We start from the raw sequence: 12,729 nt of genomic DNA, 5'->3' as shown, positions 1-12,729 counted from the left end.
GGCAGCACGAATACAGTCGCGGCAACGCGCGGTACCAGGGAAGGTTCCAGCGCCAAATGGTCACTAAATAATACGGGAGGGGCCGGCAGCCGAAGCGGCGGCACGCGCCGCAACCGCTGACTGCGGCCATTAGGCCAAATCAACCCGCCTCGCTATTCGCAACGCGGGTCAGACTTCAATCACCTTGCGCGGACAGTCAGCGAGAAGCCGACGGTACGGCTACGGCCGAACGTGCCGTTTCGGGTGAGAAAACCACGAAAGCAAAGATCAGAACGGCAGCGGCGACGATGAGCGAGCCGCCGGCAACGACAGGCTCAATCGCCGGGTTTCCCTGCAACATCACGTAGAGCGCCGGCAGCATGATCACCACGCCAGCCGTATAGAGCCAGTAGTGGATCATGGCGATGCGGCGCGCCGCCTTTTGCGGATTGAGCGCGTAATAACCGCCGAAGATGGCGCTCGTCACCCAGCCCAGCAGGTTGATATGCGCATGCGCCGGGAAGGCGCTGTGATCGCCTGAGATGGCCATCTGCAGGCCGGCCGCAATTCCCAATATGAGGAACACGATGGCGGTTTTGAAAAAGAGCTCTGAAACCTTAGGCATGTCGTTCTCCCCCGATGCCGTTTACCCCAGCATCGCGAAGGCTACACTTAGGAGTGAAGATTTTCCATACCGTCCTTTGGATTAGTAACGCTTTTCCCCCAGGGACCGGCAGTTCCCTCGGCCCGTCAAAAAGCCGCCGGGGCGAACCCGGCGGCATGGTCGTTCTATTGGGCCGTTTCAGCCGCGATCGGCTTACGGCGTTGCCGGAGCCAGCTTGGCGGCCATCTGGTCGATCTTGTCGGCAAGCACGCCGTTGGCCCAGTCGGTGACCTCGGGGTCGACCGGCTTGTTGGCCATATCGGCGAGTGCGTCATCGAGCGATGGGATGTTGGCGGTAGCCGTATCGGCAGCCGTCTGCGCCGCGGCAGCCGCCGCTTCAGCATCCGTGACCGCGGCCTCCAGATCCGCCATCGTTGCGTCCTGGGCCGCCTGCTCCTCGGGCGTTGGAGGCGTATCCACATGCGCCGCATCGAAGGCCGCCTGCTGGGCGGCCACCGCGTTCTGGGCTTCCGTCACCGCAGCATTTGCCTCGTCAACCGCGGCTTGGGCGTTCTTGGCAACTGCCGACGCCGTCACATAAGCCTGCACGCCGGCGAACTTCTTGCTCTTGGAGTTCATATAGGCGTTGATGTTGCGTTGCAGCGAGTTCAGCCGGCCAAGCTTGGCGTGGATGTTCTTTTCCTTGGGCGTCGCGGCGACTTCGACGTCATCGACAGCCTGGTCGTCGGTCGAGGCCTTCTTGCCGGCATGAGCCGATGCCGATTTGCCATGCGAAGCGCTGTTGCCGGATTTGCCGCTGCCGCTATTGCCGTTGCCGCCGCCATTGCCGTTACCGCCGCCGTTGCCACCACCATGGCCGTGGCCACCACCGTTACCACCAGCACCAGCCAGGGCCGGAGAGGCCAGGAGCGCAAACGCGGCAAGCGCCGCCAAAAGGGTTTTTCGGGATGTCATAATACCTCCTCGGGGGAATAGCCCACCTCCGCCGACTCGCTATAGCAGCGCCATATGAGAATTTGCTAATTCGATGGAGTAAACTTTAGATAAATGTGGTTGCGATACGCGATAATCGACCGGCAAAAGGTTGGACAAGATCTTGTAAATAATTGATATATAAAGATAAATATGAACACCGCCGAGCGGATCGGCCCTTTGCGCGACTGACGCCCTATACTGATCAGACCTTAGGCCTAATTGCTGCGATACTTAGGTCGCAACCAAGACCGTCGCGTGATTTGCCGAACAGGTGTCGAATACGGATTCGACATGAGCGAGCACCTGCAGAGCCTGCTTTCGACGCGGATGGATTGAGGGCCGGCACCCACGCGTTCGGAGCATCGGTGATGGTCGATTGTCGCCCCGAAGGCATCGCCTTTCAGGCGCTTGCGGCATTGGGCCCTATGGCATCAGCAGGATATCGGCGCCCGGTTGTTCATCGGAACAGCACGGCGCAGCCGCGCCTCAGCGCCACCGCAGACAGGGCATTGGCCACCGCCTCGTCCGGCGACACGAAATCGCCAGTCAGCACCCGCAATTCTTCCACCGCCTTGGCCATCGACACGCAGTGTCCGGCAACGCGATCGCTCGTGCAGGCGTCAACGACGCTGACGAGGTCGATCATCTCGAACTGGCCCATACCAGCCTCCACGAAACAATGTCCCAACGAGACCATGAACGCGGCGGCGAGACACAATGTTCCCCCGGCCCCTGACAAGGCGGCTCCATCGACGGCCGGTTCTCCAGCGAATTCACCGGAGGTAAGCGCCTCGCTTGACAGCGGACCCCGTTTGTTCTCTATTTGTTCGTCAAAACCACCCTAGCAACAGACGCGGCTAATGCTGCAACGCCCAAAGGAACGGCCGGGATGGAACCCACCATCCTGCATGCGGATCTCGATGCCTTCTATGCCTCGGTCGAGCAGCTGCTTGACCCGTCGCTCAGGGGCAAGCCGATTGCCGTTGGCGGTGGTGTGGTGCTGGCCGCATCCTACGAGGCCAGGGTTTTTGGCGTCCGCGGCGGGATGCCGGGACGGCGCGCGCGGGAGCTTTGCCCGCAGTTGATCTTTGTCGGCGGAAATTTCGGCGAGTACCAGAGGCTGGGCGACGCCGCGATCAAAGTGCTCGACGATTTCACGCCGCTGGTCGAGCGCATCTCGATCGACGAGGCCTTTGCCGATGTCGCCGGCTGCACGCATCTGTTCGGGTCGCCGGCCGAGATCGCCGCCAGGGTGCGGCGGCGTGTATTGGCCGAACTCGGCCTGCCGATATCGATCGGCGTGGCGCGCACCAAGCACCTGGCCAAGATCGCCTCGCAAGTGGCGAAACCCGACGGGGTGGTGGTGGTCGAACCGGCAACGGAGCTCGCCTTCCTGCACGACCTGCCGGTCGGGTTGATGTGGGGCGTCGGCCCGGCGACCAAAGCGCGGCTGGCCGAGATCGGCATCGAGACCATCGGCCAGTTGGCCAAGACCCACAGCGGCGCGTTGCGCCGGCTGCTCGGCCCCGCCGCCGGCGAGAAGCTGGCATCGCTGGCGTGGAACCGAGATCCGCGAAAACTCGAGACGCACCGGCGGGCGCATTCGGCCGGCGCGCAATCGGCGCTCGGCAAGCGGCCGGCCGAGGCCCATGTGTTCGGACCTGTTCTTCTGCATCTGGCAGACCGGGTCGCCAGCCGGCTCAGGGCAAAATCGCGGCCCGGCCGCACGGTGACGGTGCGGGTGCGTTTCGCCGATCTGCACGCGGTCACGCGCTCGGTGACGCTCGATCAGCCGATTTCGGCGACCGCGATGCTGGCCGAAATCGCCGAGGAGCTGGTGCGCGGCGTGCTGGCCGCCAACCCTCGGGAAAAGACCATCTCGCTGCTGGCGATTTCGGTGTCGCAGTTGGAAGAAAATGCCGAGCTGCAGCTCGAGCTGCCGCTCGGCCTCGATGACGAGAAGCAGCGGCCCGGCAGCAAAAAGGGCCTGGCGCGCTTTGGCGCCGACCGTGCCATCGACAAGATCCGCCAGCGCTTTGGCAGAGAGGCGGTCGGCTATGGCGCGGTGGCGCTGGAAGCCCGGCGCTCGGTCCCCGACGCCTTCCGCGAACTGGCGGAAAAGGAGCTGTGAAAACTATCGGCCGGTGCGCCAATAGCGATGCACCATGACGCCGCTTGCATTTCTCCCATTCCAGGGCTCGCAACCTATGCCGTCATGGTCGGCGTCGTGCGTCGGCCAGTAGCCCGGTTCTCCCAAATGCGCAGGGGCCAGGCCGACGGCACGGGCAACGCTACAGTTCGGAAATGCCGCAAGGTGCCTGAGCACGGCCCAGGGCGAGTCGAACCGAACGCCCAGGAAGCCGGAAACGATGTAGCCGAACAATAGGATGAACGGGGCCAGCATGGCCAGCCATCTCAACCTGCCCGACCTGCCGTGGCGGCGATGCATTGGCCAACGCAGGAACGGCAGGAGCATCATCCTTGGCACGCCCTTTGGCCTCACTCCCTGAAGGCGCGGTTGATCTGGTCTTGCAGCGGCTTGACGAGGTAGGAAATCACGGTCCGGTCGGCGGTCTTGATGAAGGATTCGACCGGCATGCCCGGAACCAGCTTGATCTCGCCAAGGCGAGCCACTTCCGCGCTCGTGGTCGCGATGCGCACGGTGTAGTAGCTGATGCCGGTGCGCTGGTCGGTGGTCGTGTCCGGCGAGGTGCGCTCGACCGTGCCGTTGATCTGCGGCGTGGTGCGCTGGTTGAAGGCCGAGAAGCGCAGTGCGGCCGGCTGGCCGATCCATAGCTGGTCGATGTCGCTTGGCGCGATTCTGGCCTCGACGGTCAGGCTGTCGCTGTCGGGCACGATCTGCATGATCGTCTGGCCAGGGGTGATGACGCCGCCGATCGTGTGGGCGATGGACTGCTGCACGACGCCGTCCTGCGGCGCTCGGATGTCGATGCGTCTGAGCTGGTCCTCGGCGGCGATCTTGCGCTCCGTCAGTTCGCCGACTTTGGCGTCGATCTCGCGCAAATCCTTGTTGACCTCGGTGCCGAGTTCGAGATCGATCTGGAGGATCTGCAAATTGATCTCGGCAATCTTGCCCTGGGCCTGCGCCTGAGCCGCGATCAGCTGGCTGCGCTCGCCGTCGAGCCGTGCCGACTCGCGCTCCAGGGCCGTCAGGCGGTCGATGGAAATCAGCCGCTTTTTCCACAGCTCCCGTATGCTGGCCAATTCCTCCTCGACGAGCGTGATTTCTTTCGACTTGGCCTCTGCCTGGCCCGTGTTCCCCACGATCTCCTTCTGCAGCTGGAGGATGCGCTCCTGCAACTGGCTCTTCTGGCCGGAACGGCCCGCACGCCTTGTCTCGAAAACCTGTAGCTCGCCGGCCATGATCTCGGCGATCGCCGGATCATCGCGGCGATCGAGCAGGTCCTTTGGAAAGGCGATGGCGTCGACGCCCTGGCGCTCGGCTTCGAGGCGCGCCTCGCGTGCCGACAACTGGTCGAGCGCCTTGGTCACCACGGCAAGGTTGGCTGCCGGCATGGTGGGATCGAGGCGCACGAGCAGCGCACCGCGCTTGACGCGGTCGCCGTCGCGCACGGCGATCTCGCCGACGATGCCTCCGGTCGAATGCTGCACGTCCTTGACGTGGGAATCGACGACGAGGACCCCGGTGGCGATGACCGCTCCGGAAATGCGGGTCAGCGATGCCCAGCCGCCGACACCGCCCACCAGCAGCGCGACCGCGACGACGCCGAAACGCATATAGCGTCGAATGGATTGGTGGGAGGAGCTCAGCATCGTACCTGCCTTCATTCGCCTGCGGCCACCGTTCCGGGCGTCGGCTCTTCGGTGGCGAGCCTGAGACGCGGCACGGCGACCACCGTTGGCTGCGGCCGCGGGAACAGCTTGGCCAAAACGTCTTCCTTGAGGCCGAAAGCCTGGACGCGGCCCTGGTTCATGGCGAGGATGAAATCGACCGTGGCGAGCGCGCTCGGCCGGTGCGCCACCAGCACGACGATGCCGCCGCGCTCCCGCACCCCCATGATCGCCTGTAGCAGCGCCTTCTCACCCTCGGCATCGAGGTTTGAATTCGGCTCATCGAGCACCACCAGGAAAGGATCGCGATAGAGCGCGCGGGCCAGCGCGATGCGCTGGCGCTGGCCGGCCGACACGGCTTCGCCGAGCTCGCCGATCTGGGTTTCGTAACCGTCACGGAAACCGACGATGAGATCATGCGCGCCGGCGGCATTGGCCGCGGCAATGATCGATGCGGGATCGGCATCGGGCTCGAAACGCGCGATGTTCTCGGCGACCGTGCCGGCAAACAGCTCCACATCCTGCGGCAGATAACCGATGAAGCGGCCGCGATCCTGCGGAGACCACTGGTCGAGGTCGGCGCCATCGAGCTTGACGCGTCCAACAACAGGTTGCCAAACGCCCGCGAGTGCACGAACCAGCGAGGACTTGCCCGAGCCGCTCGATCCAATGATGCCGACGGCGTGGCCCGCTTCGAGGCCAAAGCTCGCCTCCTGCACCAGGAGCCGCTGCGTGCCGGGTGCGGCAACACTGACATTCAACATCGTGACATGGGCGTTGGGTTGCGGCAGTGGCATGCGCTCGGCCTGGGCGGGCAACAGCATCAGGATCTTGTTCAGGCGTTGCCAGCCCTGGCGCGCCGATACGAAACCCTTCCAGTTGCCGATGGCCAGATCGACCGGGGCCAGCGCCCTGCCGCTGAGGATCGAGGCCGTGATCATGATGCCGGCCGTCGCCTGCTGCTCGATCACCAGCCAGGCACCGATGCCGAGCATTGCCGACTGCAGGAGCATGCGCAGCACCTTGGACATCGCGCCAAAGCCGCCGGCAATGTCGCTCACCCTGCGCTGCTCTGCGAGATAATCGAGGTTGGCATCCTGCCATTTTTCCGCAAGTGCGCGCTCCATGCCCATGGCCGCGATGACCTCTGCATTGCGGTAGCCCGCATCGGCAAGGCCGTTGCGGGCCACGCCGATCCTGGTTGCAGAGCGGACCGGATCGCGTGTCAGGCGTCCGGCAACGATGGTCAGCAACACCAAGACCGTGGCGCCCAGCAGGGCGACCGCGCCGAGAACGACGTGGAAGGCAAAGATGACGATCAAGTAAAGCGGTATCCACGGCAGATCGAACAGGGCTGTCGGGCCAGCGCCGGAGAGGAATCCGCGAACGTTATCGAGATCGCGGAGCGGCTGATTGCCGTCACCTGCATGACCGATCTTCAACGGCAGCCTGAGAACGCTGGCATAGATGCGGGGGCCAAGGGACTCGTCGAGAGCGCCGCCGATCCGCACGAGGATGCGACCGCGAATGAAATCGAGCAGGCCCTGGCCGCCGTAAAGAATGACGAGGAGGACGCTTAGGCCCAATAGGGTCGGCAGGCTGCGGCTCGGCAACACCCGATCGTAAACTTCCAGCATGTAGATTGAGCCTGAGAGCATCAGGATGTTGATCACGCCGCTGAAAAGCGCGATGGCAACAAAGGCCGAACGGCAGGAGCGTAGCGCCACGGCAAGCTCCGCACGCGGGGGCGAAGCACCTGCTCGCTTGCGAGAGGCGCGACCCGCAACGGCAGCAGGGGCTGGGTTTTTCGCGGTGCGGAGGTGGTTGCTATCGACAAACCGGAACACGATGCCGAGAAGGATCGCGGCCGATGCGATAAGCATCCCGACCGAACCCGTCAAATTGGCTGGAACCGGAATCGCACCGGCGAACAAGAAGGCGCAGGCCGCGAGACCCATGCCAAGCAACTTGACCATAATGCGCATTGGTTTGAACATATTTGCTGCAGTCAAGGGCCGCGCAAAGCACGGCCCTTGAGTTTGCTATGTTATTCGTGCGTGTGGATGAGAAGGTCGGTAAGCTCGGCTATGGAATAGGCGTCCGGAGCCCCGCTGTACGCATCCTGCACCTGCGCTATCAGATCGGCCTTGATTTGGTCGGCCGTGAGCCCGGTCAGGTTGTTCGCAGCGTCGGGGTCAGCCGACGCGTGATGCTCACGTTGATAGATGTACGCCGCCATGAAGCCGGGGTTTGTATCTTCGTCGAGAAGATTGAGAACCGCGTTGACCGCCTCCTTCGCCAGCAGGTTCTGGCCGCCGTCGCCGTTGGGGAGCGAAAGAGCGTCGTGGAACGTAAAGTCATTGACCAAAGCACCGCTGCCGTTGACAGGAGGACTAACGTCCCATTGCCCCCCCGCATACGGGCCATTGACGGTGAAGTAGGTTTCGAACGACGTATCCTGGGCAATGTCCCAGTCATTGGCTTGCGGACCGCTTCCGTCGTGCTGCGACCAATATCCGGGCGAACCGGCATCGGCGTAGATGCAGAGATCGACATCGGCGCTATCAGTGCCACCCTTGCCGTCGGAGATAGCGTAGCTGAACGTATCGACAGGATCGGCATGTCCGCCCACGGGAATATCGGCGCCAGTGTATTGATACTGGAAGTCGCCGTCGGTCTGTATCATCAGCGTGCCGTGCGCGAGGACGATCGTGTACCAGCCGTCCCCGTCCGGGATCAGCGTGGAAAGAGCCACGCCATTCACAGCCGTAACGGCCAGGGCGTCGCCGTCAAGATCGCTGTCGTTGGCAAGGACGTTGCCGGTGACAGGCGTGTGCTCGGTGCCGCACGCCGGATCGTCGTCGACGGCAACCGGCGGATGATTGGTGGGCGGGGTATCCGGTGTTTCGTCAATCCATTTGATGCTGCCACCGGCACTCGTCGTGCTTGTGGCGCGGACACCAAGAGTGCCGAATGTCGTCGGATCGAAGTCACTCGGCGCGGCGATCGAGAAAGACGAACCATAAAGATCGTTGGGATCGGCGGTGATGTAGCTGCTCGGTGGTACCTTGCCCAGCCCTGCATCCGAGATCTTCAGTCCACCGTCCCAGACCTCGCCGGTGCCGTTCATATTCAAGCTGCTCTCCGACTTGGCGCCGGTAAAGCCAGTCAAACCGGTCAACGCAGAATCGACGGTATTGCCGTCCGACCAATAGAGCGCGTTCACATTCATCGACCCGAAAAGAACCGTGGTCGTAAATGTTCCCGCGACCGAGTCATAGACGACTTTGAATTGTAGCCCTTCGGCCACGCTGCCGAAATCCCACTCATAGGTTGCCATTTTTTTCACTCCCCAACATGGCGCGCTTACACACAAACGCGCCCTTTGCGCCCTGAGGCGCGCCCCAATTTTCTGCCCACAAAGGAATGTTGCCGCCCTTCACCCTTTGTTAACGAATTCTTGCATTTCCGTGATGAACCTGTCCATATAACCTTGGTTATAGGCGCTTTCGTAAAATTAACGACAGCAAAAATCCTCTTAGTTAAAATATAGCATTGTGATCCGGATCGAATTGTTTTCTTGAATTGATAAATTTTCCAAACACAACGAATTTCGTTTGGTCATTCCGCCCCTTTCATGAAGATGAAAGGCAGAATTGATGCGTCTGTCTAACGCCTTTTTTCAGTCCGCCGCTACCAACCTTGCTATGATCCCCGCGCTGCGGTTAACTATTTAGCTGGTAATGTTTTGCACAATCGCGCTGCCTCTGTCAGTATGGCTCCGTTCCATACCAAGCGCGGTTGCCATATCCGCTTCCGGCGTTTGGGAGCGCAGGGAGGAGACGTCATGACTCGACACGCGTGGCAGCTTTCGGCAGGCTGAATATGGTCACCACGGTGTTCATCGCCGATGACCATCCGCTGCTGCTGCACGGGTTGGCCGACCTGATTGCCCGCGATGCCGACTTCCTGGTCGTCGGATCGGCGCTCGACGGCAAGAGCGCGCTGGCGATGATCCGGCAGGAGCTGCCGGACGTCGCGGTGCTCGACTTGCGCATGCCGGGGCTGAGCGGGCCCGAAATCGCCGCGGAACTCGCCAGGCTGGGGCTCGCCACGCGCTGCGTGCTTCTGACAGCAACGGCTTCCAACGCCGAGCTTTATGACGCCGTGATGGCGGGCGTCGCCGGTGTCGTGTTCAAGGAAGCCACGGTCGAGACGCTGGCCAAATGTATCCATCAGGTGGCCGCGGGCGAACGCTGGTTTCCCGCCGAGATCGTCGGTGACGCTTTCGAAAGCGAGGCTTCCCGGCGGATCAGGTGGCAGAAGCTTTCGTCGCTGCTGACCATCCGCGAGATGGAAATCGCCCGGCTCGCCGCCGCCAACAGGCCGAACGGGCAGATCGCGCTCGATCTCCGCATTTCGAAAGGCACGCTGAAAATCCACATGAACAATATCTACCGCAAATTGCAGGTCTCCTCGCGAGGCGAGCTTTTTCAGCTGGTGGCCGGTCAAATCTCGCACGACGCCCCGACAACCCGGCAATGAAACTCGTTCAGATGTGTGCGACAGCCTGCCTGTCCGGCTTCGCCGGCCCTGTAAGATCCCCGGTGCTGCGGTGCTGCCGATGCCGAACCGCAGCGGCCAGAATCTCGCACAGGCCAAAATCTGGCACAGGCAATGTCGCAAACGCTGCGGGGCCTCTATAACAGGGCACGGGCGGGAAGGGTGGATCGTGCGATTGCGGGGGGTTTTCCTGGGAGAGTTCTTGCAGCGTTGGGGCAGATTGTCGCTGGCCCTGCAGTTCCTCATTGCCGGCGGTATCGGGCTGCTGGTGGTGATGCTGGTGGTCGGCCTGTGGGTGACCTCGCAAATCCGGCAAGGCGTCATGCGCAATTCCGCCGCGACCACGGCGCTCTATGTCGACAGCGTGATCGCGCCGCTATTGCCAGACATGCGCAAAAGCCGCGAGCTCGACGATACCGTCAAGCGGGCGCTCGACGAGACGCTCGACCAGGGTGCACTCGGCAAGCGGCTGGCGTCGTTCAAGCTGTGGCGGCGCGACGGCACGATCCTCTACGCCAAGGATACGACGCTGATCGGCAAGGTGTTCGAGCCCAACGCCAACCTGGTCGCCGCCTTCAGCGGCAATGTCGTGGCCGAGTACAACGACCTCGACGATGATGCCGAGAGCCAACACGAGAAAAAGACTGAGGCTGGACCGTTGCTGGAAATCTACAATCCGGTACGCGAACCCTGGTCGGGCGAAGTCGTCGCCGTTTCGGAGTTCTACGAGGTTGCCGACGGCTTCGAGTCGACGCTGACCGTCGCTTTGTGGCAAAGCTGGCTGGTCGTGGCCGGCGCCACCGCGGCAGCACTGGCGCTGCTGTCGGGCATCGTCTTTCGCGGCAGCCGCACGATCCAAACCCAGCGGGAGGCACTCGAGGCCAAGATCGCCGAATTGCGGGCGCTGCTGTCGCAGAACTCATTGCTGCGCGAGCGCGTGCAGCACGCCTCGCGCCGCGCCACCGCGCTCAACGAACGCTATCTCAGGCGCATCGGCGCCGATCTTCACGACGGGCCGGCCCAGCTCGTGGCGCTGGCGGCACTCAGGATGGACAGCCCGATCTTGCTTGATCCCGGCGCCCCCACCGCGCTGCGCGAAGCCGAGATCGCCGACATTCACAAAACGCTTGATGAAGCGATCCACGAGATACGCGGCATCTGCAACGGTCTCGTCCTGCCGCAGATCGAGACGGCGGCGGTGCTCGACATATTGCGGCTGGCGGTCGCCGAACACCAACGGCGGACCGGAACCTCGGTTTCGCTGACGCTGCCAAAGCGCTTGCGCGAACCCGGCCCTTCCGAGAAGATCAGCATCTATCGTTTTGTCCAGGAAGGCTTGAACAACGCCTATCGCCACGGAAAAGGCAGGGATCAGGCGGTGAAAGCGGCAATGAAAGGCGACAAGCTGTTCGTCGAGGTCCTCGACGGCGGTCCCGGATTCGACCCGGCAAGAAGCGAGGGCCTTGGGCTTGCCGGTCTCAGGGAGCGTATCGAGAGCATCGGCGGCCAGTTTGAAACGGTATCTGGCCCACAAGGCACACGACTGGTGATAACATTGTCCATTGAGGAGCAATCGTGACCCAAGCCATCCGCATTGCCATTGTCGACGACCATCCGTTGTTTCGCGAGGGCGTAGCGCGCAGCCTCGGCGAGATCGGTGGTTTCGAAGTGGTCGGCGAAGGCGCCAGCGCCGAGGATGCCGAAAGGCTGGTCGCGACCATGCGGCCCGACATCGTGCTGCTCGACATCAGCATGCCGGGCGGCGGGCTCGCCGCCGCGGCAAGCATCATGAGCGGGCACCCCGGCCAGAAAATCGTCATGCTGACCGTGTCGGAAGCCAATGCCGACGTTGCCCAGGCGCTCAATGCCGGCGCGCGCGGCTATGTGCTGAAAGGCGTCGGTTCGAAGGCGCTGGCTGAAATCCTCAGCAATGTCGCGGCTGGCGAAAGCTATGTCTCGCCGACACTGTCGGCCCGGCTTCTGTCGGACCTGTTGCAGCCGGCGAACCGCAAGGCCGAACCCCTCCAGCAGCTCACCGGCCGCGAGACCGATATTCTGCGCCTGGTGGCGGAAGGCTTGAGCAACAAGGAAGTCGCCGCACGGCTTTCGCTGCAGGAGAAGACGGTCAAGCATCACATGACGCGGGTTCTGGCCAAGCTCAATGTCCGCAACCGCACCGAGGCGGCGCTGCTGATGCGCGAGGCGCGGGAGCGCGCGGGTTGACGCGCGGCGCACGGACGACGCCCATCCGCGCCAGGCACTGAGGCAAAACACATCCGCGCGAAAGCGGCTAGAGCGCTTCACCGTTTCACGGAAACGGCGAACCGCTCTATCTCTTTGTTTTTACGCAATTCCCTAGGGAAAACCGCTCACACTTTTCCTGGAATTGCTCTAGCCTCACAAACTTTTCAAACGTGCCACATCGGCGGGGGTCGCCGCCCGCTCGATAATGGTGCGGTCGAGTGCATCCTTCATCGTGAACCAACCATTTTGGATCCGTTCCTTCATGCCGTTGGGATGGGTGACCGTGATGCCGGTGGCGTCGACCTCGACCTGGTCGCCGGTTGCAGAATTCACATGGCTGGCCTTGCCGGCGCCGGAATTGCCCTTGCCGTTACCGCCGCTGTTGCTGTTACCGTTTCCACTGCTGTTGCCGTTGCCGCCACTGTTGCCGGCGCCGGCAAGGCCAGCCATGTGAATTCTGCAACCGGCGACCAGGTCGAGGTCGACGCCACCGGCATCACGGTCACCCATCCCAACGGCATGAAGGAACG

At 62.7% G+C, this 12,729-nt stretch carries 12 protein-coding genes; 4 read left to right on the top strand and 8 right to left on the bottom strand.

Annotation, left to right across the window (positions count from 1 at the left end):
* Positions 1 to 196 precede the first annotated feature (196 nt).
* From AC04SG_RS18155 to AC04SG_RS18145, 3 genes are all read right to left on the bottom strand, one after another.
* Complete coding sequence (locus AC04SG_RS18155) at positions 197 to 604, bottom strand: hypothetical protein (protein ID WP_488552153.1); 408 nt, start codon at positions 602 to 604, stop codon at positions 197 to 199.
* Between the two features lie 192 nt (positions 605 to 796).
* The gene (locus AC04SG_RS18150) at positions 797 to 1,558 is read right to left on the bottom strand and encodes a hypothetical protein (RefSeq protein ID WP_488552152.1); all 762 of its coding nucleotides are present in this window, start codon (positions 1,556 to 1,558) and stop codon (positions 797 to 799) included.
* 478 nt (positions 1,559 to 2,036) lie between these two features.
* Positions 2,037 to 2,240, bottom strand: a complete 204-nt coding sequence (locus tag AC04SG_RS18145) for a hypothetical protein (RefSeq protein ID WP_488552151.1) — start codon at positions 2,238 to 2,240, stop codon at positions 2,037 to 2,039.
* Positions 2,241 to 2,468: 228 nt separating this feature from the next.
* Here AC04SG_RS18145 and dinB point away from each other — a divergent pair, with 228 nt between their 5' ends.
* Entirely contained in the window at positions 2,469 to 3,710 is a 1,242-nt protein-coding gene (gene dinB, locus AC04SG_RS18140; protein ID WP_488552150.1) for a DNA polymerase IV, read from the top strand.
* 3 nt (positions 3,711 to 3,713) lie between these two features.
* Here the strand turns inward: dinB and AC04SG_RS18135 are convergent, their stop codons facing one another.
* From AC04SG_RS18135 to AC04SG_RS18120, 4 genes are all read right to left on the bottom strand, one after another.
* A complete protein-coding gene (locus AC04SG_RS18135; protein ID WP_488552149.1) occupies positions 3,714 to 3,983 on the bottom strand; it encodes an excalibur calcium-binding domain-containing protein in 270 nt (89 codons plus the stop codon).
* Positions 3,984 to 4,078: 95 nt separating this feature from the next.
* Complete coding sequence (locus AC04SG_RS18130) at positions 4,079 to 5,374, bottom strand: HlyD family type I secretion periplasmic adaptor subunit (RefSeq protein WP_488552148.1); 1,296 nt, start codon at positions 5,372 to 5,374, stop codon at positions 4,079 to 4,081.
* 11 nt (positions 5,375 to 5,385) lie between these two features.
* Positions 5,386 to 7,119 carry a type I secretion system permease/ATPase gene (locus tag AC04SG_RS18125; RefSeq protein WP_488552147.1) on the bottom strand — a complete coding sequence of 578 codons (1,734 nt, stop codon included), beginning with the start codon at positions 7,117 to 7,119 and terminating at the stop codon, positions 5,386 to 5,388.
* Between the two features lie 320 nt (positions 7,120 to 7,439).
* Entirely contained in the window at positions 7,440 to 8,732 is a 1,293-nt protein-coding gene (locus tag AC04SG_RS18120; RefSeq protein ID WP_488552146.1) for a cadherin-like domain-containing protein, read from the bottom strand.
* 521 nt (positions 8,733 to 9,253) lie between these two features.
* Between AC04SG_RS18120 and AC04SG_RS18115 the strand changes: the two genes are divergently transcribed.
* The 3 genes from AC04SG_RS18115 (at position 9,254) to AC04SG_RS18105 (ending at position 12,178) form a co-directional block, all read left to right on the top strand.
* Entirely contained in the window at positions 9,254 to 9,937 is a 684-nt protein-coding gene (locus tag AC04SG_RS18115; protein ID WP_488552145.1) for a response regulator, read from the top strand.
* A 292-nt stretch (positions 9,938 to 10,229) separates the two neighbouring features.
* Positions 10,230 to 11,534 (top strand): sensor histidine kinase, encoded by a 1,305-nt coding sequence (locus AC04SG_RS18110; protein ID WP_488552257.1) that lies wholly within the window; start codon positions 10,230 to 10,232, stop codon positions 11,532 to 11,534.
* Positions 11,531 to 12,178 (top strand): response regulator, encoded by a 648-nt coding sequence (locus AC04SG_RS18105; RefSeq protein WP_488552144.1) that lies wholly within the window; start codon positions 11,531 to 11,533, stop codon positions 12,176 to 12,178. The genes AC04SG_RS18110 and AC04SG_RS18105 overlap by 4 nt, the downstream gene beginning before the upstream one ends.
* A 174-nt stretch (positions 12,179 to 12,352) precedes the next feature.
* On the opposite strand, the gene AC04SG_RS18100 is transcribed toward AC04SG_RS18105, so the two are convergent.
* Positions 12,353 to 12,729 (bottom strand): hypothetical protein (locus tag AC04SG_RS18100; RefSeq protein WP_488552143.1); only part of this gene is annotated, 377 nt, incomplete at its 5' end.

Source organism: Mesorhizobium sp. CNPSo 4684 (assembly GCF_057784315.1).
Note: the sequence above shows the minus strand (reverse complement) of the source record. Positions and strands in the feature narration are given on the sequence as shown.